The following is an 18,372-nucleotide window of genomic DNA, read 5'->3' as shown; positions in this document are numbered from 1 at the left end:
ACGCCTGACACTTTCTAACGACAGGTTGATCATGAAAAAAGCATTGGGTTTGACGATGGGCATTATCTGCCTGGCAGCCAGTATCGCTGCCCAGGCAACAAACGTAGCGCAACTGGTGGTGCGGGGGACGATCACTCCCACCTCCTGCAACCTGAGCCTGGGTGGTGGTGGGATCATCGACTACGGGACCATCCGCTCCGGCGAGTTGTCCCAGACCGCCTTCAACCCTCGCGAGGAGCGAACCACCTCGGTGTCCGTCAACTGCGGCAGCACCCCGGCCAAGTTCGCCCTGGCCCTGACCGACCTACAGGCTAGCAGCAAGGTCACCGGGATCCTCGGTGCCGGCTATACCGAGGCGCAGAACTTCGGCTTGGGGGCCGTATCGAACCGGCGTACCGGCGGTTACTCGGTCACCCTGCGCGACCTGAGGTCGTCAGGGGTGGTGTTGAACCCGATCATGCGGTCGGGCACCGGCGCCTGGCAGGTCAGTGATGGCAAAGTCGCGCAATCCCCCAGCCAGTATTCGTGGCGCAATGGCGCGACCATTACTCCGGCAGCCGTTGCCCAACTGACCGGTGTGATTGCGGTCAAGGCGGTCATCAACAAGGCGCAGGACCTGGACCTCACCCGGGATGTCACGCTGGATGGGCGGGCTACTTTAGTACTTAGTTACATCTAAGCACTTATAAAAACAGCCGATATTGCAACGGAAGTTTTCTTGGTACTTCCGGAACTTGTCGGCTGCTTTTGCGTGGGCACTTGTTTGTTATTTGTTTGGGTCGTTGCGGAGAAAACACTGTGAGTTGTTTTTTGAAAGCAAGTGTGACGCTGTTGAGTTGTTCAGCTTTACTGTTTTGCGCAAGTGGCATGGCCTTCGCCGATGGCATGCAGCCCGAGACAACGGTGGTCGTGCTCTATGAAGAAGACGGTGAAGCGACGATCAATCTCAAGAACACCGATCCGGGTCCCGCGTTACTTCACTCGGTGATTGAAAACATCCCGGAAGATCAAGAGCCGCTGCTGGTTGTCACGCCGCCGATTAGCCGGGTCGAAGCCGGTGAAACCCAGTTGGTGCGTTTTATCAGCACCGCCGCTGCGCCGCTCAAGACCCAGCGCTTGAAACGAGTGTCCTTTGAAGGCATCCCCCAGGCCCGCAGCCCCGGCGGGGCGACCATTGGCATCACGCTGCGCCAGAACCTGCCGCTGATCCTGCATCCCAAGGGGCTGGCCAGGCACCAGGCACCCTGGGAACTGCTGAAGTGGAAGCGCCAGGGCAGTGGCCTGGTCGTGCACAACGACAGTGCGTATGTGGTGCGGTTGGCGCTGGAGTTGCAACTGCTGCCGGGCAAACAGCTGGCGACCCTGCCGCGCAGCTACATCCTGCCGGGTGAGACCCTGGCGGTCGCGACCCAGGGCGCCCTTTCCGCCGTCAGCTCGGTGGTCCTGCAGCCGGCGACTGTCTACGGGTTCAGCGTCGACACTTACCAAGCCAATGTGGCCGATCATGGGAATTGACCGGGCGGTGGGCAAGATGACGGGTGGTGCCCGTTGTTCGGGGCTGTTCATGGGCCTGGCCAGCCTTTTCGGGGGGCATGGGGAGGTGGTGGCCATCGAGCTGGGGACGGGGTTTGACCTGGCGGCCCTGACCACCCATGGCATTGATCCAAAAGTCTCGGAATACTTTCGCAGTGCCGCGCGTTTTCGCGAGGGTGTCCAGGTGGTCGGGCTGCGGGTCAATGGCGCCGCATTGGGGTTGGTCGACGCTCGTTTCGACTACCAGGGCCAACTGTGCTTTACCCGAGGGCTGCTGGACAAGGCCGGTTTGCGGGTGCCATCGGTGATCTTGCAGGCCGGTGTCACGGCCGATCAGGCATGCCATGACTTTATTGGTGAGTATCCGGCAACGATAGTGCGGCTGCGCCCCGGCAGTGACGAAGTATCCCTGGTGGTGCCCACGCAATCGTTGCGCGAGGCGCAGTGGGAGGCGGGCAGCTTCAGCCAGGGCGGTACGGCCGCCATGCTCAACTACGATGTGCTGGGGTTCGACAGCCATGCACGTGATGGCTCCAGCCGGTTTGTCTCGGCCTATACCGAGGCGGGGTTCAACCTGGGCAACTGGGTTGTGCGCAGTCGGCAGTTCTACATTTCCGATAATGGCAGGGGCAGCAGCGAGCATGTGTATGCCTACGCCCAGCGCGATTTCGCGGCCCTGCAATCGACCTTCCAGGCAGGCCAGATTTCCAGCCGCAGCCCGGTGTTTGGTGGGCTCCAGCTTTCGGGCTTCCAATTCTTTCCCGATGGTGTGGCGCGCCTTGGGAGCGCCAACGGTGTAGTGGTCGAAGGCCTGGCCCATAGCCAGGCGAGGGTTGAGGTGCGCCAGTCCGGGGTACTGATTTATTCGACCCTGGTGCCTGAAGGCCCCTTCAGCCTGACCGGTCTGCCGCTGCTCAATGGCACCAGTGACCTGGACGTGAGTGTCATCGGGACCCGGGGTGGCAAGCGCAGTTTCGTGGTGCCGGCGGCGTCGTTCGGAGCCCAGGTGCCTGTGGCGCCTGGCTTCGACTTTGCCCTGGGCAAGGTGCGCGAAACGCTCGTCAGTGGCCGGGAGCAACCGGTGGTGGCGATGGGCAGCGGTACCTGGGGCCTGGGCGCAGGCACGGCCCTGGGGTTCGGCGTGCTGGGGACAGATGAATATCATGCGGCCGGTGGTACGTTGAGCCGGGTGTTTTTCCAGCGGGTTTCGCTGACGGCAAGGCACAACATGTCGCGTGACCAGGTCCGTGGCGTGGGCGGCACGCGCAATGCCGTGTCGCTGGGCAGCCCGTTGGGCGCCGGGGTTGAAGTGAACCTGAGTGCTACTACCCAGAGCCGAGGTTATCGGGATGTCCTGGAGGCAGGCGCCGTCTCGAACAAGGACTTTCTGGATGCGCGTTTCCAGCGCCAGTACACCGCCGGGCTGAGTTGGGCCGAGCCGCTGTTTGGCGCGCTATCTCTCAGCTATTCGCGCAGCACCCAGTTTGACGGGCAGGGTGCCGAACACGTATTCGCGTCGTGGAACAGGCGTTTCAGTGAGGTTGATGTCGCGTTGATCGCCGACTCGCAAACCGGCCCGTCGCGCCGCCGAAAACGCCGTTATGCCGCCAATGAGGAGCTTCCCTCGCAAGGGATGTCCCTGCGCCTGCAGGTCAGCCTGCCCTTTGGCGAGAGCCGTCGCCTGACCTCCTACGCCAGTCGGCGCAATGGCCGCTCCGATATCGGCACATCCTTGTCGGAACGGGTCAATGAGTATGTGGACTATGAGGTTGGAGCCGAGCGCGATCTGACGGACCGCCAGCAATCGGTGCACGGGCGGGTCGATGTCATGCCGCGCTACACCCGCATAGGTGCGGGAGTGAACCGCGACGCCTCGGGAACCAGCTACACCGGGCAATTGCAGGGCGCCGTGGTGGCCCATGGGCAAGGGCTGACTTTTTCGCCCTACCCGGTACAGGACACGTTCGGCCTGCTGTCGGTGGGGAATATCTCGGGCGCCAAGGTCGAGACGCCCCAGGGCCCGGTCTGGACTGACTATCGCGGCCAAGCGGTCATTCCTGGGCTACCGGCGTACAGCAACAGCCACCTCCAAGTGCAGACCCAATCGCTGCCCAAGCGCGTCGACCTCAAGAACGGCACCCAAACCCTGGCGGCTGCACGCGGCTCGTTCAATACCGTGGAATTCCAGGTGGTCAGTGCCCGCCGTGTTCTATTGACTGCCCGTGATCAGCATGGGCGCGCGTTACCCCAGGGGGCTGCTGTGTTTGGCACCGACAAGGCCTTTGTGACCAGCGTGGTGGGCGAAGGCCTGATCTTCCTGAATGACAGCCAGCCCCAGCAAACCCTGAGTGTCCAATTGCCGGATTCGACCAAACCCTGCCTGTTGCAACTGAACCTTGAGCCAGAGCCCTCCAATGACAAACTTTATGAAACCGCCTCGGCCACCTGCCAAGGGTTGTAAATCGGTGAGCAGGTTTTATCAGCGCCTGTTGTTCGTTATCGCGATATTGGCCAGTGAAGCCAGTGTCGCCAATTGCCAGTTGGTTTTAAGCCAGCCTCGCGTCGACTTTGGCATATTGCGCCACGCTCAGTGGCTTGATGGCCCCGCCAGTTCACCGTCACTGGGCAAGCGTACGGTGGTGCTGAACGTGGTGTGCATCGATCCCGTGCCCATGGCGATCCGGTTTGGCGGGTTGCCTGCGGGAGGGCGGGGGTTTCGGTTTGGTGACGAGGGCGTCGTTACCTTGAGTATCCGGCACTCCCAGCTGGATGGCCGCCCCGTGGACCTGGCCGTCGACGGCTCGACCGGCGATCAGCTTGTGCCCGGGCAGGTGCTGATCGCCCGGGCCGCAGGCGTACCGGTGACAGGCCGGCGATTATCGGCGCAGTTGGAGGTCGACCCGTATCTGCCGGTCGATGCGTTCTCTGTGCGCCGTGAAACCACATTGGAAGGGCAGGTCCAGGTCGAGTGGGTGCCGCACGGGGCTGGCATCAGCCCGGCTGCTCCACAGAACCAATAAAGTTGGCTAGCTCAGCGGTGCGCGGTTGGGCAAACAGAACCTTCGGGTCGCCAACCTCATGTACCTTGCCCTGGTGCATGAACACCAATTTGTCGCCGACTTCCCGGGCAAAACGCATCTCGTGGGTGACCATGATCAAGGTCATGCCATCCTTAGCCAGTTGGCGCACCACTGTGAGCACTTCATTGACCAACTCCGGGTCCAGCGCCGAGGTGATCTCATCGCACAGCAACACTTTGGGCGACATCGCCAGTGCCCGTGCGATGGCCACCCGCTGTTGCTGGCCGCCGGACAGGCGATCCGGGAAGGCATCGAATTTTTCCCCCAGCCCGACGCGCTCCAGCATCTGTCGCGCCAGGTCCGCGGCCTTGGCCTTGGTGACTTTTTGCACGACCTGGGGCGCGAGCATGACGTTTTCGCCCACGGTCAAATGGGGGAACAGGTTGAACTGCTGGAACACCATGCCGACTTTCTGCCGCAGGCTGCGCAGGTCGGCGCGGGCCGCGTCGAGGTATTCGCCGTCGACTTCAATCACCCCATCGTTGATCGACTCCAGGCCATTGAGGGTGCGCAGCAAGGTGGATTTTCCCGAGCCACTGCGGCCGATGATCGCCACCACCTGGCCTTCCTCGACCGTCAAATCGATACCCTTGAGCACATGGTGATCGCCGTAATACTTGTGCAGCGCGGATATTCTAAGCAGAGGCATGCAGTCTCCTTTCCAGGTAGCGGGCACTGAGGGACAAGGGGTAGCAGAGCAGGAAGTAACCGAGTGCCACCAGGCTGTAGACCATGAAGGGCTCGAAGGTGGCGTTGGCGAGCATGCTGCCGGTCTTGGTCAATTCGGTGAAGCCGATGATCGACGTCACCGCCGTGCCCTTGACCACCTGCACCGAGAAACCCACTGTCGGCGCCACGGCAATTCGCAGGGCCTGGGGCAAAATCACGTAGCGCAGTTGCTCATAAGGGTTGAGGGCCAGGCTGGCGGAGGCTTCCCACTGGCCATGGGCGATCGCGTCGACACAGCCGCGCCAGATCTCGGCCAGGTAGGCGCTGGTAAACAGGGTCAAGGCAATCGCGGCGGCCAGCCACGGCGAGATATCGATCCCCAGCAAGGCGATGCCGAAGAACACCAGGAACAACTGCATCAGCAGCGGCGTGCCCTGGAACAGTTCGATATAGGTGCGGGCAATATTGCGCGGCAGTGCCTTTTTGCTGATGCGCAGGGTCATCACCAGCAAGCCGATCAGCCCGCCGCCGATAAACGCCACCAGCGACAACAGTAGCGTCCACTGCAGGCCGGTCAGCAGGTTGCGCACGATGTCCCAGAACGAAAAATCACTCATCGGCTGTTCCTCATCACATAGCGGCGGCCGATCCAGTTGAGCAACTGGCGGATCATCAACGCCATGCACAGGTACACCAGGGTGGTCAGTGCATAGGTTTCAAACGCACGGAAATTGCGGGACTGGATAAAGTTGGCGGCAAAGCTCAACTCTTGCGTGGCGATCTGTGAGCACACCGCCGAACCGAGCATCACGATGATGATCTGGCTGCTCAGCGCCGGCCACACCTTGCCCAGCGCCGGCAGCAACACCACATGGCGGAACGCTTCAAGGCGCGTCATTGCCAGCGCCGCTGCGGCCTCCAGTTGCCCACGGGGAATCGCCTGGATCCCGGCGCGAATGATCTCCGTGGAATAAGCCCCCAGGTTGATCACCATCGCCAGCACCGCTGCCTGCCATTCGGAAATCTGCAGGCCCAGGGACGGCAAACCGAAGAAGATGAAGAACAACTGCACCAGGAATGGCGTATTGCGGATCAACTCGACATACACCCCGAAGAGCCAGCAGAACGGCTGGATTTTCCATGCCCGCACCACGGCGCCGACAATCCCCAGCGCCACCCCAAGGATGGCGCCGATAGCGGTCAGCTCCAGGGTGAACAGCGCACCGCGCAACAACAGGTCGGTATTGGCCAGCACCGGCACAAAGTCGAATTGATAGGCCATGGATCAGCTCCGCCTCACAGGTCTGCCGGCAACGGTTCTTTGAGCCACTGCATCGCGTTTTTTTCCAGGCTGCCGTCAGCCTTGGCGGCGACCAGGATCTGGTTGACCTTCTCCAGCAGCGCCGGCTCGTTTTTGTTCACGCCGACATACACCGGCGAATCCTTGAGTTTGACTTTCAACGCCGGCACCCGCTTGGGGTTGCGCGCGCTGATCGCCACCATCACCACGTTGCCACTGGCGATCAGGTCTACCTGGCCGGCGAGGTAGGCGGCGATGGTCGAGTTGTTGTCTTCAAAGCGCTTGATCGTGGCTTCCTTGGGCGCGACGGCGGTCAACTCGATATCTTCGATGGCGCCGCGGGTTACGCTGATGGTCTTGCCCTTGAGGTCGTCGAGGCTCGCGATGGCCGCGTCAGGTGGGCCAAATACCGCGAGATAGAACGGCGCGTAGGCCTTGGAGAAGTCGATGACCTTCTCGCGCTCCGGGTTCTTGCCCAGGCTGGAAATCACCAGGTCCACTTTGCCAGTGGTGAGGAACGGGATGCGATTGGTGCTGTTGACCGGGGTCAGCTCCAGCTTGACCTTGAGTTGCTCGGCCAACAGTTTGGCGGTGTCGATATCCAGGCCGCGCGGCTTCATGTCGGGGCCGACCGAGCCGAACGGCGGGAAATCCTGGGGCACCGCGACCTTGAGGGTGCCACGGGCGACGATATCGTCCAGGCCGTTGGCCTGGGCTGGCGCCTGGCTGAGCATCAGGCTGGCAAACAAGGCAGTGAGCAGGGCGCTGCAACGCTTGGTCATGGCAACTCTCCGAAAAGGGTGAAGGGGTTTTCTGAGTTTGCCCAGTGCACAGCCCATGCCATGACGCCCTGAAACGGTCGCAAGGCAGGATTTAATGGGCTTGCAGCGGTCTTACTGGTCTGAACAGTCAGCCGCTGTTTCGCACCCTTTTCGAGCGCCGGCAAAACCGCACGAGCCCCTTTGGGGCGTGGCTTGCGGGCTGCCGAGAATAGATTTACAACTAGGCTTACTGTTGACTAAAACCTCGGGTTTTTATGAATTCCATCGCCCAAGCCGTACCGGAAGCGGCCTTGCAAGCCATCCGCAAACTGATCAAGCAACAGGGCTTCGGTCCAGGTGATGCATTGCCTTCCCAGCGGGACCTGGCGCTGCAACTGGGGGTCAGTCGTGCCTCGTTGCGTGAGGCCTTGTCATCGCTCAGCGCCCTGGGGTTGGTCAGCGTGCAACCGGGCAAGGGCGTGTTCGTGCAGGCACCACTGGCGGGTGATATGGGCGGTGTGGCCTGGCCGTTTACGGCACAGGCTAGCCCGTTGGATATCTTCCAGTTGCGTTACGCCCTGGAGGGTTTTGCTGCGGGGCTGGCGGCCATGACGTTGACCACCGAGGAACTGGATGGGCTCGAAGACAATGTCCAGGCCATGCGCCGGGAGCTCAAGGCCGGTGATTTCGAGGCCGCCGCACGGCTGGACTTCGCTTTCCACCAGCGCATCCTGTTGGCCAGTGGCAATCAGGCGATGGTGAGCATCCTCAGCGCCAGCGCCGAGGTGTTCCTGGAAAGCCAGAAACTACCGTTCATCCGACCGGAACGGGCGATGGAAACCTGGCAGGAGCACCGCAAGATCCTCCGTGCCCTGGCCCGGCGCAGCAGCGCGGCGGCGCACAAATCCATGCAGGAGCACGTGCGTAACGCGGCGCTGCGTACGGGGATCGCCTTTATCACCCCGGTAGCCTCATGACCCGGCCATATCCAAAATGATAGCGTCCCATAGCAAGAGTCAATCAGCGGCGGCTTCCTGAACGAAGGAAGGGCGGCTATGATGGGCAACGTTTTTTTTGCTTACAACCCGGAGACATCCATGAGCAGCGATCTTATCAAGCACGTCACCGACGCGACCTTTGATGCCGAAGTCCTTCAGGCCCAAGGCCCGGTGCTGGTTGACTACTGGGCTGAGTGGTGCGGCCCTTGCAAAATGATCGCCCCGGTCCTGGACGATATCGCAGCTACCTACGAAGGCAAGCTGACCATCGCCAAGCTGAACATCGACGACAACCAGGAAACCCCGGCCAAGCATGGCGTACGTGGTATCCCGACCCTGATGTTGTTCAAGAACGGCAACGTCGAGGCCACCAAGGTCGGCGCGCTGTCGAAGTCGCAACTGCAAGCTTTCCTCGACGCCAACATCTAAGCGTCGTCAAAAAGCCCCGCAAATTGCGGGGCTTTTTCGTGAAACAGGGCTAGACGCTCCCAAACTCAGGTGGTACATTCGGCCCCGCACTGGTTTCTCCACTGCCCCCTGCAAGCCGTCGCCGACGCATTCCTTTCGATTAGTACGCGATCCTGTCGCCTTCTCTGCGGCGCGGCCTCATTAAGCCAAAAGCTTAATTCCCCCCCTCTATAAATGATTACGTCATTCCTATATGAATCTGACTGAACTCAAGCAAAAGCCGATTACCGACCTGCTCCAACTGGCCGAAGAAATGGGCATAGAAAATATGGCCCGTTCGCGCAAGCAGGACGTGATTTTCTCCCTGCTGAAAAAGCACGCGAAAAGCGGCGAGGAAATCTCCGGTGATGGCGTGCTGGAGATTCTCCAGGACGGCTTCGGCTTCCTCCGCTCTGCAGACGCCTCCTATCTCGCCGGCCCAGACGATATCTACGTCTCGCCGAGCCAGATCCGTCGCTTCAACTTGCGCACCGGTGACACCATCGTTGGCAAGATCCGTCCTCCAAAGGAAGGCGAGCGTTACTTCGCCCTGCTCAAGGTCGACACGATCAACTTCGATCGTCCCGAGAACGCGAAGAACAAGATTCTCTTCGAGAACCTGACGCCGCTGTTCCCGACCGTGCGCATGAAGATGGAAGCCGGCAACGGTTCCACTGAAGACTTGACCGGTCGTGTGATCGACCTGTGCGCCCCGATCGGCAAGGGCCAGCGTGGCCTGATCGTCGCACCGCCGAAAGCCGGTAAGACCATCATGCTGCAGAACATTGCAGCGAACATCGCGCGTAACAACCCTGAAGTTCACCTGATCGTGCTGCTGATCGATGAGCGTCCGGAAGAAGTGACCGAAATGCAGCGCACCGTGCGCGGCGAAGTGGTTGCCTCGACGTTCGATGAGCCGCCAACCCGCCACGTGCAGGTTGCCGAAATGGTGATCGAGAAGGCCAAGCGCCTGGTCGAACACAAGAAGGACGTGGTGATCCTGCTCGACTCCATCACCCGTCTGGCCCGTGCCTACAACACCGTGATCCCGAGCTCCGGCAAAGTGCTCACCGGTGGTGTCGATGCCCACGCCCTGGAGAAGCCGAAACGTTTCTTCGGCGCCGCGCGTAACATCGAAGAAGGCGGCTCGCTGACCATTATCGCCACCGCGCTGGTTGAAACCGGCTCGAAGATGGACGAAGTGATCTACGAAGAGTTCAAGGGTACCGGCAACATGGAACTGCCGTTGGACCGTCGCATCGCTGAAAAACGCGTGTTCCCGGCCATCAACATCAACCGCTCCGGCACCCGCCGCGAAGAGTTGCTGACGGCCGACGACGAACTGCAGCGCATGTGGATCCTGCGCAAGCTGCTGCACCCGATGGACGAAGTTGCCGCCATCGAGTTCCTGATCGACAAGCTGAAAACCACCAAGACCAACGACGAGTTCTTCCTGTCGATGAAGCGTAAGTAATACGACGTTTCAGGTCCGAAAGAATGGCGCCCCCAGGGGCGCCATTTTTTTTCGTGTGTTTTTTAAGCATGTTCCAAACGCAAATACGCCGCGATAAGCTGCCAGCCGCCCTCAGAGCAGGTAGGATGTACGCCTATTTTACGGGTGGCATGGTTAATGAAATTCAAGGATCTTCGGGATTTCGTGCAGCAACTTGAGCAGCGCGGAGAGTTGAAACGTATTCAGGTGCCGGTTTCCCCGGTCCTGGAAATGACTGAGATTTGCGACCGCACCCTGCGTAACAAGGGCCCGGCGCTGCTGTTCGAGAACCCCACAGGCTTTGATATCCCGGTGCTCGGCAACCTGTTCGGCACGCCCGACCGGGTGGCGTTCGGCATGGGCGCCGAGTCGGTCAGCGAACTGCGCGAGATCGGCAAGCTGCTGGCCTTCCTCAAGGAGCCCGAGCCGCCCAAGGGCCTCAAGGATGCCTGGTCGAAGCTGCCGATCTTCCGCAAGATCATTGCCATGGCGCCCAAAGTGGTCAAGGACGCGGTGTGCCAGGAGGTGGTCATCGAAGGCGATGACGTCGACCTGGCAATGCTCCCGGTGCAGACCTGCTGGCCCGGCGACGTCGGCCCGCTGATCACTTGGGGCCTGACCGTCACCAAGGGCCCGAACAAAGACCGCCAGAACCTCGGCATCTACCGCCAGCAAGTGATCGGCCGCAACAAGGTGATCATGCGTTGGCTTAGCCACCGTGGCGGCGCGCTGGACTTTCGTGAGTGGTGCGAGAAGCATCCCGGCCAGCCGTTCCCGGTATCTGTCGCCCTGGGCGCCGACCCGGCCACCATCCTCGGGGCCGTGACGCCGGTGCCGGACAGCCTGTCCGAATACGCCTTTGCCGGCCTGTTGCGCGGCAACCGCACTGAGCTGGTGAAGTGCCGTGGCAACGACCTGCAAGTGCCGGCCACCGCCGAAATCATCCTCGAAGGCGTGATTCATCCGGGCGAGATGGCCGATGAAGGCCCCTATGGCGACCACACCGGCTACTACAACGAAGTCGATAGCTTCCCGGTGTTCACCGTCGAGCGCATTACCCACCGGATCAAGCCGATCTACCACAGCACCTACACCGGCCGCCCGCCTGATGAGCCGGCGATCCTGGGGGTGGCGCTGAACGAAGTGTTCGTGCCGATCCTGCAGAAGCAGTTCCCGGAAATCACCGACTTCTACCTGCCGCCGGAAGGCTGTTCGTACCGCATGGCCATCGTGACCATGAAGAAGTCCTACCCGGGCCACGCCAAGCGCGTCATGCTCGGTGTGTGGTCGTTTTTGCGACAGTTCATGTACACCAAGTTCGTTATTGTCACCGATGACGACATCAATGCCCGGGACTGGAACGATGTGATCTGGGCCATCACCACGCGCATGGACCCCAAGCGCGACACAGTGATGATCGATAACACGCCGATCGACTACCTCGACTTCGCCTCGCCGGTGTCGGGCCTGGGCTCGAAGATGGGCCTGGATGCCACCCACAAGTGGCCGGGTGAAACCACCCGTGAGTGGGGCCGGGTGATCGTCAAGGATGAAGCCGTGACGGCGCGTGTCGATGCGATGTGGAAAGAATTGGGAATAGATTGATGCGTGTAACCCTGCAACCTTCCGGTGCGGTCCTCGACTTGCAGCCGGGCGAGCGGATTCTTGAAGGTGCGCGGCGCCTGGGCTACGAATGCCCGCAGGCGTGCCGCAATGGCGTGTGCCACGTGTGCGCGGCCCTGTTGGTCGAGGGCCGGGTGCAGCAGGCCGGCGAGGTGCGCGATCATGGCGAGTTCTACACCTGCATCGCCGAGCCGCTGGAAGATTGCATCGTGCTATGGGATGGCGTGTTGGCGCCGGGGGAGTTGCCGGTGCGCAAGCTTGCCTGCCAGTTGAGCGAGTGCGTGGACCTGGGTGGCGATGTGTGGCGCGTGCGCCTGCGTGCGCCGGCCGGCAAGGCGCTGCGCTACCACGCTGGCCAGTACCTGATGATCGAGCGCGAAAACGGCGAGAAATCGGCGTTTTCCCTGGCGTCGGCGCCCCATGCCGGGCGCGACCTGGAGCTGCATGTGCTGGTGCGCGAAGACAGTGCCCGCAGCCTGATCGAGCAGTTGCAGCGCAACCAGATGGCGCGGGTCGAACTGCCGTTTGGCGATACCCACCTGGCCGAGCTGCCCGACGGGCCGCTGGTGCTGATCGCGGCCGGCACCGGCATGGCGCAGATGCACAGCCTGATCGAGCACTGCCGGGCCAGCGGTTTCAAGCACCCGGTGCATCTGTACTGGGGCGTGCGCCGTCCCGAAGATTTCTATCAGGTCGAACATTGGGAGCAGTGGCAGCAATTGCCCAACTTGTTCCTGCACAAAGTGGTCAGCGACCTGTGCGGTTGGGAGGGGCGTTGTGGCTTGTTGCATGAGGCGGTGTGCGAAGACATAACTGACCTCAAGGCTGTGCATGTCTACGCCAGCGGTTCGCCGGCAATGATCTATGGCACGCTGGATGCGCTGGTCAACGCGGGCATGGATGCACATCAGATGCGTGCTGACGTGTTTGCCTACGCCCCTCGCGCCTGAGGCGCCGATCAAACTGTGGGAGCGGGCTTGCCCGCGATAGCGGTGTATCAGTCAGCGACGATATTGACTGAACCAACGCTATCGCGGGCAAGCCCGCTCCCACAGGGGATCTGCGCATGGCAGGGAATTTTGGTACCGCCACAAATCAAATATGGGGGCGGGCAAGCTCCCACATCGGATTGTGTCTACTCAGGTGCGCGGCCTCAGAAGCGCACGCCCGTGGTCACCATCGCCGCATTGAACCCCAGCAGCACAAGCTCTGCCGCCACCGGCCCATAGTGCGCGCCTACCGACGGAATGATCACTGGTGCCACGCCGTAGCGGTTCAGCGGGATCTTGTCGCGGTATTTGCCGCGATAGCCCTGGATCGCCCCGCCGGTCAGCTTCAGGTACACCGGATAGTTGGCCATGTCATAGCGCTTGCCCGCATAGGCGTAATACGAGCGCTGGCGAAACGAGTTGCGAAAGGTCGCACCGCCATACACCCACCCCGAAGCGTCATTGCGCTCCAGGCCGATCAGGTCCTGGTGGTTGTTGTGCTCGGGGTCCGGCGCAAAGTGCCGGGTGTAGACGCTGGTCTGGGCGTACCAGAAGCCTTTGTCGTCGTTGGCGGGTGTTTCGGCGGCCAGGGCGGTGGTGGCCTGCGCCAGGAGCAGCAGGCCAGAAAGTCGGTTTTTCATGGGGCGACCTCGATAGTCGGTTAATGCGCGGCTAAGTGGGGTCGTGACGCGGGCCCATCTTGAGGCCAGGCCGCCCGTAAAGGCTGAACCGGTGCTGAAACAACGACGTTTACCGGGGCAATCCTGACGAATGGGGCCCATTGCTTATGCTTTCTCTTATTCTTAAAAGATATTTATTCGTCAAGATAAATATCATTAAGCTATATGTCATCGGGCCACCGACTTTCTGCCAATAACCAGTAAATGACCGCCACCGTCCGCCACACGGATCGATCGTATGAACTCAGGGCATTGAAGTTCTGACTTTTGATTGCAAGGGGAGCGGTATGGGGAGCTACAACAAACACGCGCTGTACACGGCGATTTTGTCAGCCAATTTGCTGACCGCCGTGGGATTCAATCCAGTGATCGCCGCTGAAACGACGACTGCGGACGCACCAAAGCTCGACACGGTGATCGTCACCGGCACTCGTGCCCAAGAACGCACGGCCAGCGCCTCACTGTCACCGATTGATGTTATTTCCGGCGAAAGTCTGCGCAGTACCGGCTCCGATGAGCTGGGTGCTGTACTGGCGCGGCTGATTCCTTCCATCAACTTCCCACGCCCCAGCCTGGTGGACGGCGCCGAGCTGGTGCGCCCGGCGCAACTGCGCGGCCTGTCGCCGGATCAGGTGCTGGTGCTGGTCAATGGCAAGCGGCGCCACACCAGTGCCTTCGTCAACCTGGGCGGGGCGGTCGGTCGCGGTTCGGCCCCGGCAGACTTGAATGCCATCCCGCTGTCGGCGGTCGACCATATCGAAGTGCTGCGCGATGGCGCGTCGGCCCGCTACGGCTCTGACGCGATTGCCGGGGTGATCAACGTGATCCTCAAGCAGACCGACCATGGAGGCGCGGTTTCCAGCAAGTTCGGGCAATACAAGAAAGGCGACGGGATCCAGCGCAACATCAGCGGCAATACCGGCCTGGCAGTGGGCGAGAATGGGTTTATCAACCTCTCCGCCGAAGGCGCCGACAATGACTACACCAATCGCGCCGGCCACGATTACCGCCCGGCCAGCATCGGCTCTACCACGTACGGCCAGCGGGTGTTCCGCCAGGGCGAACCCTCGACCAACGAAGGCAAGCTGTGGTTGAACGCCGGCTATGCCTTCAACGATGCTGCCGAGTTCTACACCTTTGGCGGCTACAGTAAGCGGCGCGGCGAGACGGCGGCGTTTTACCGGGCGAGCAATGCGTCCAACAACATCCCGGCGCTCAACCCCAATGGCTACCTGCCGCTGATCCGTGGCAACCTCGAAGACACCTCGCTGGTGGCCGGCCTGCGTGGGCAGTTGGCGTATGACTGGCACTACGACCTGTCGGCCAACTACGGCAAGAACCAGTACGAACTGCGCACCGAAACCATCAACACCTCCCTGGGCCTGGCGACGCCGCGCAAGTTCGACAACGGCACCCTGAGCAACGAACAGAAGCAGCTCAGCCTTGACCTGTCCCGGGAGTTCGACCTTGGTTGGTTGCCGTACCCGGTGTCGGTGGCCTTCGGTGGTGAGTACCTGCACCAGGGCTATGAGATTGAAGCCGGTGAGCCGGCGTCCTACTACCAGACCGGCAGTTCGGGCCTCGGCGGTTTCCGTGATGCCGACGCCGGCAGCACCTCGCGCCACAACTGGGCGCAATACCTGGACCTGGAAACCAATTTCACCGAGAAGCTCGGGGTTTCGGCGGCGGTGCGCCATGAGGACTACAGCGACTTTGGCTCCAACGTCAGCGGCTCGCTGTCGGCACGCTATGACTTCACCCCGCAGGTGGCCCTGCGCGGCAGCATTTCCAATGGCTTTCGCGCACCGTCCCTGGCCCAGCAGAACTTTGCCTACACCTCGTCGCAGTTGATCGGCAACACTATCCAGGAAGCCGGCACGTTCCCGGCCACCAGCCAGGTCGCCCGCCTGCTCGGCGCCGAAGACCTCAAGGCCGAAAAGTCGCGCAACTACAGCCTGGGCCTGGTGCTGGAGCCCGCGGATAACCTGACGGTGACGGTCGACGTGTACCGTATCGATATCCGCGACCGTATCAGCCTGTCGTCCAACCTCGCGCTCAACGCGGCGACTCGCGCTTATCTGCAGGCCAACGGTGTTGGCAACATCGACTACACCACCGCCCGTTACTTCACCAATGCCACCGACACCAGCACCGATGGTGTCGACCTGGTGGCCAATTACCGCTACCAACTGGATAACGGCATCCGCTGGAACAGCACTGTGGGCTACAACTACAACCACACCAAGGTCACGGACGTGAAGGCCAACCCGGCCATTCTCGATAGCCTGGGCGCCAACCTGGTGCGGGTCGACCGGCGCGAGCGCATCGGCTTGCTGGGCGACACCACGCCCCAGCACAAGCTGAGCCTGGCCAACGATTTCACCTTCGGCAACTGGGCGCTGCACAGCAACCTGGTGCGTTATGGCGAATTCACCAGCTACCAGGCAGACAAGGTCAACGACCAGACCTTCAAGGCCGCCTGGGTGCTGGACCTGTCGGCTGACTACAAATTGCACAACTGGACCTTCACCGTGGGCGGCGACAACGTGACCGACAAATACCCGGAAAAGCTCAATGCCTACGCCAGCAGTGGCGGCAACCTGGCCTATAGCACTTTTTCGCCTTACGGTTACAGCGGCGCGTTCTATTACGGTAAAGTCGCCTATAACTGGTAATGCACAGGAGACCTAAGCGATCTGCCATGACCGTTATTGAATCCGAACGTCTGCAATTGGCTTACCCACCGCGGCTCGATCTGGGGCCGCAACTCACTCACGAACAATTGATGAGCTCGATGCAAGCCACCATGGGCCTGCACAAGGGTGGGCCGGTCTGGCTGTTTGCGTATGGCTCGCTGATCTGGCGTCCCGAGTGTTCGGCGACCCAGCGCCTGCGCGCCCGGGTCCATGGGTATCACCGGGGCCTGTACCTGTGGTCCCACGAGCACCGGGGCACGCCGGAGTTGCCGGGGCTGGTGTTTGGCCTGGATCGTGGTGGCTCGTGCAGCGGCTTTGCCTACCGCCTGCCGGAGGATCAACTGGAGGCCTCGCTCTATGCCTTGTGGCAGCGCGAGATGCCTTACCCATCGTATCGGCCACATTGGCTCAGTTGCCGGCTTGAAGACGGCAGCCAGGTGCAGGCGTTGGGTTTTGTGCTGGAGCGGCACCTGCCCAGCTACGCCGGCAACTTGCCCGACAGCGTGCTGAACCAGGTATTTGAAAGCGCTTGCGGGCGTTACGGCACCACTCGCGATTATGTCGAGCAGACCGTCAACGCCCTGCGTAGCCACGCCATGCCAGATAAAAATCTGGAGGCGCGGCTCAAGCGATGTGCCAAAGGCGTCGCGGCGATTAACGCGCCGAGCTGACGCTATTGGTGTGCCACAGGGTTGGGATCAGGAACGCGATGGCCAGCAGGCACGCGCCGATCAGCAGCACAAAGCCGCCGTCCCAGCCGAAGTGGTCCACGGTGTAGCCCATGGCCGCACTGGCCGCTACCGAACCGCCCAGGTAGCCGAACAGGCCGGTAAAGCCTGCCGCCGTACCAGCGGCTTTCTTCGGCGCCAGCTCCAGCGCCTGCAGGCCGATCAACATCACCGGGCCGTAGATCAAAAAGCCAATGGAGAACAGCGCGATCATGTCGACCATCGGGTTGCCTGGCGGGTTGAGCCAGTACACCAGGGTCGCCACGGTCACCAGGGCCATGAACACAATGCCGGTCAGGCCACGGTTGCCACGGAAGATCTTGTCCGACATCCAGCCGCACAGCAGCGTGCCGGGAATCCCCGCCCATTCGTAGAAGAAGTACGCCCACGACGACTTGTCGACGGTGAAGTGCTTGGCTTCCTTGAGGTAGGTCGGTGCCCAGTCCAGCACGCCATAGCGCAGTAGGTAGACGAACACGTTGGCGAAGGCGATGTACCAGAGCATTTTGTTGCGCAGCACGTACTTGACGAAGATTTCCTTGGCGCTGAATTCGTCTTCGTGGCTGGCGTCGTAGCCTTCCGGGTAGTCGTTCTTGTACTTCTCGATCGGCGGCAGGCCCACCGACTGCGGGGTGTCGCGCATGGTGATGAAGGCAAACGCCGCCACTGCCAAGGCTACGGTGGCCGGCACGTAGAACGCTGCGTGCCAGTCGTTGAACCAGGCCATGCCCAACAGGAACAGCGGGCCGATCAGGCCGCCGCCGACGTTATGCGCCACGTTCCATACCGACACCACGCCGCCGCGTTCTTTCTGCGACCACCAGTGCACCATGGTCCGCCCGCTTGGCGGCCAGCCCATGCCCTGGGCCCAGCCGTTGATGAACAGCAAAATGAACATCATGGTCACGCTGGAGGTTGCCCAAGGCGCGAAACCGAAAATGAACATCACCCCGGCCGATACCAGCAGGCCAAACGGCAGGAAATAGCGCGGGTTGGAGCGGTCGGACACCAGGCCCATGAGGAACTTGGACAGGCCGTAGGCAATGGCGATTGCCGACATGGCCAAGCCCAGTTGACCACGGGTGTAACCCTCGTCGATCAGGTACGGCATGGCCAGGGAGAAGTTTTTGCGCAGCAGGTAGTAACCCGCGTAGCCAAAGAAAATACCGGCGAAGATCTGCCAGCGCAGTCGTCGGTAGGTACTGTCGATCTTTTCTTCAGGCAGGGGTGCCTGGTGTGGGGCAGGACGAAAGAAAGCAAACATTCAAGAGCTCCAAATTTCTTGTTTTGACTGCGGATGCGAATGTTACAGTTTCGTTACCGAAAATAGCATCGCCTCTTATCCGCAAACACAGGAAACCGGAGTAATTGCATGT

The 18,372-nt window shown here is 61.3% G+C and carries 17 protein-coding genes; 11 read left to right on the top strand and 6 right to left on the bottom strand.

Annotation, left to right across the window (positions count from 1 at the left end; all coding sequences use genetic code 11):
- Positions 1 to 31: 31 nt before the first annotated feature.
- The 4 genes from ACO77H_RS26820 (at position 32) to ACO77H_RS26805 (ending at position 4,553) form a co-directional block, all read left to right on the top strand.
- Positions 32 to 679 (top strand): DUF1120 domain-containing protein, encoded by a 648-nt coding sequence (locus ACO77H_RS26820; RefSeq protein WP_170042098.1) that lies wholly within the window; start codon positions 32 to 34, stop codon positions 677 to 679.
- Positions 680 to 867: 188 nt separating this feature from the next.
- On the top strand, positions 868 to 1,515 hold the full coding sequence (locus ACO77H_RS26815; RefSeq protein WP_432754768.1) for a fimbria/pilus chaperone family protein: 648 nt from the start codon (positions 868 to 870) through the stop codon (positions 1,513 to 1,515).
- Positions 1,505 to 3,994, top strand: coding sequence for a fimbria/pilus outer membrane usher protein (locus ACO77H_RS26810; RefSeq protein ID WP_432754767.1), 2,490 nt, complete (start codon positions 1,505 to 1,507; stop codon positions 3,992 to 3,994). Before ACO77H_RS26815 ends, ACO77H_RS26810 begins: the two co-directional genes overlap by 11 nt.
- A 4-nt stretch (positions 3,995 to 3,998) precedes the next feature.
- The gene (locus ACO77H_RS26805; protein WP_178123952.1) at positions 3,999 to 4,553 is read left to right on the top strand and encodes a hypothetical protein; all 555 of its coding nucleotides are present in this window, start codon (positions 3,999 to 4,001) and stop codon (positions 4,551 to 4,553) included.
- Here the strand turns inward: ACO77H_RS26805 and ACO77H_RS26800 are convergent.
- Genes ACO77H_RS26800 through ACO77H_RS26785 form a run of 4 tightly spaced genes read right to left on the bottom strand, consistent with a single transcriptional unit; the run spans position 4,525 to position 7,364 of the window.
- Positions 4,525 to 5,262 carry an amino acid ABC transporter ATP-binding protein gene (locus tag ACO77H_RS26800; RefSeq protein ID WP_169955027.1) on the bottom strand — a complete coding sequence of 246 codons (738 nt, stop codon included), beginning with the start codon at positions 5,260 to 5,262 and terminating at the stop codon, positions 4,525 to 4,527. The two genes, ACO77H_RS26805 and ACO77H_RS26800, sit on opposite strands and share 29 nt — an antisense overlap.
- Positions 5,249 to 5,899, bottom strand: coding sequence for an amino acid ABC transporter permease (locus ACO77H_RS26795; RefSeq protein ID WP_169955026.1), 651 nt, complete (start codon positions 5,897 to 5,899; stop codon positions 5,249 to 5,251). Before ACO77H_RS26795 ends, ACO77H_RS26800 begins: the two co-directional genes overlap by 14 nt.
- Entirely contained in the window at positions 5,896 to 6,564 is a 669-nt protein-coding gene (locus ACO77H_RS26790) for an amino acid ABC transporter permease (protein ID WP_170042101.1), read from the bottom strand. The genes ACO77H_RS26795 and ACO77H_RS26790 overlap by 4 nt, the downstream gene beginning before the upstream one ends.
- Before the next feature lie 14 nt (positions 6,565 to 6,578).
- On the bottom strand, positions 6,579 to 7,364 hold the full coding sequence (locus ACO77H_RS26785; RefSeq protein ID WP_169955024.1) for a transporter substrate-binding domain-containing protein: 786 nt from the start codon (positions 7,362 to 7,364) through the stop codon (positions 6,579 to 6,581).
- A 254-nt stretch (positions 7,365 to 7,618) separates the two neighbouring features.
- Here ACO77H_RS26785 and ACO77H_RS26780 point away from each other — a divergent pair, with 254 nt between their 5' ends.
- The 5 genes from ACO77H_RS26780 (at position 7,619) to ACO77H_RS26760 (ending at position 12,853) form a co-directional block, all read left to right on the top strand.
- Positions 7,619 to 8,320: a FadR/GntR family transcriptional regulator gene (locus ACO77H_RS26780; RefSeq protein WP_170057556.1), complete on the top strand. Its 702-nt coding sequence runs from the start codon at positions 7,619 to 7,621 to the stop codon at positions 8,318 to 8,320.
- A gap of 120 nt (positions 8,321 to 8,440) precedes the next feature.
- Complete coding sequence (gene trxA, locus ACO77H_RS26775) at positions 8,441 to 8,770, top strand: thioredoxin TrxA (protein WP_169955022.1); 330 nt, start codon at positions 8,441 to 8,443, stop codon at positions 8,768 to 8,770.
- A 232-nt stretch (positions 8,771 to 9,002) separates the two neighbouring features.
- On the top strand, positions 9,003 to 10,262 hold the full coding sequence (rho, locus tag ACO77H_RS26770) for a transcription termination factor Rho (RefSeq protein ID WP_003176825.1): 1,260 nt from the start codon (positions 9,003 to 9,005) through the stop codon (positions 10,260 to 10,262).
- Between the two features lie 156 nt (positions 10,263 to 10,418).
- The gene (gene ubiD / locus ACO77H_RS26765) at positions 10,419 to 11,885 is read left to right on the top strand and encodes a 4-hydroxy-3-polyprenylbenzoate decarboxylase (protein WP_038444369.1); all 1,467 of its coding nucleotides are present in this window, start codon (positions 10,419 to 10,421) and stop codon (positions 11,883 to 11,885) included.
- Positions 11,885 to 12,853 carry a CDP-6-deoxy-delta-3,4-glucoseen reductase gene (locus ACO77H_RS26760; protein ID WP_170042104.1) on the top strand — a complete coding sequence of 323 codons (969 nt, stop codon included), beginning with the start codon at positions 11,885 to 11,887 and terminating at the stop codon, positions 12,851 to 12,853. The genes ubiD and ACO77H_RS26760 overlap by 1 nt, the downstream gene beginning before the upstream one ends.
- Positions 12,854 to 13,056: 203 nt before the next feature.
- On the opposite strand, the gene ACO77H_RS26755 is transcribed toward ACO77H_RS26760, so the two are convergent.
- The gene (locus ACO77H_RS26755) at positions 13,057 to 13,533 is read right to left on the bottom strand and encodes a sn-glycerol-3-phosphate transporter (protein ID WP_169955020.1); all 477 of its coding nucleotides are present in this window, start codon (positions 13,531 to 13,533) and stop codon (positions 13,057 to 13,059) included.
- 326 nt (positions 13,534 to 13,859) lie between these two features.
- Between ACO77H_RS26755 and ACO77H_RS26750 the strand changes: the two genes are divergently transcribed.
- Both ACO77H_RS26750 and ACO77H_RS26745 read left to right on the top strand, forming a co-directional pair.
- Positions 13,860 to 16,247: a TonB-dependent receptor plug domain-containing protein gene (locus ACO77H_RS26750; RefSeq protein WP_432754766.1), complete on the top strand. Its 2,388-nt coding sequence runs from the start codon at positions 13,860 to 13,862 to the stop codon at positions 16,245 to 16,247.
- A 26-nt stretch (positions 16,248 to 16,273) separates the two neighbouring features.
- The gene (locus ACO77H_RS26745) at positions 16,274 to 16,939 is read left to right on the top strand and encodes a gamma-glutamylcyclotransferase (RefSeq protein ID WP_169955018.1); all 666 of its coding nucleotides are present in this window, start codon (positions 16,274 to 16,276) and stop codon (positions 16,937 to 16,939) included.
- On the opposite strand, the gene glpT is transcribed toward ACO77H_RS26745, so the two are convergent.
- The gene (gene glpT / locus ACO77H_RS26740; RefSeq protein ID WP_057440450.1) at positions 16,923 to 18,260 is read right to left on the bottom strand and encodes a glycerol-3-phosphate transporter; all 1,338 of its coding nucleotides are present in this window, start codon (positions 18,258 to 18,260) and stop codon (positions 16,923 to 16,925) included. The genes ACO77H_RS26745 and glpT overlap by 17 nt on opposite strands.
- Positions 18,261 to 18,372 lie beyond the last annotated feature (112 nt).

This window comes from Pseudomonas sp. WMBT8, from assembly GCF_050916005.1.
Taxonomy (GTDB): Bacteria; Pseudomonadota; Gammaproteobacteria; order Pseudomonadales; family Pseudomonadaceae; genus Aquipseudomonas.
The sequence above is the reverse complement of the archived record's forward strand: the minus strand, read 5'-3'. Positions and strand labels throughout refer to the sequence as shown.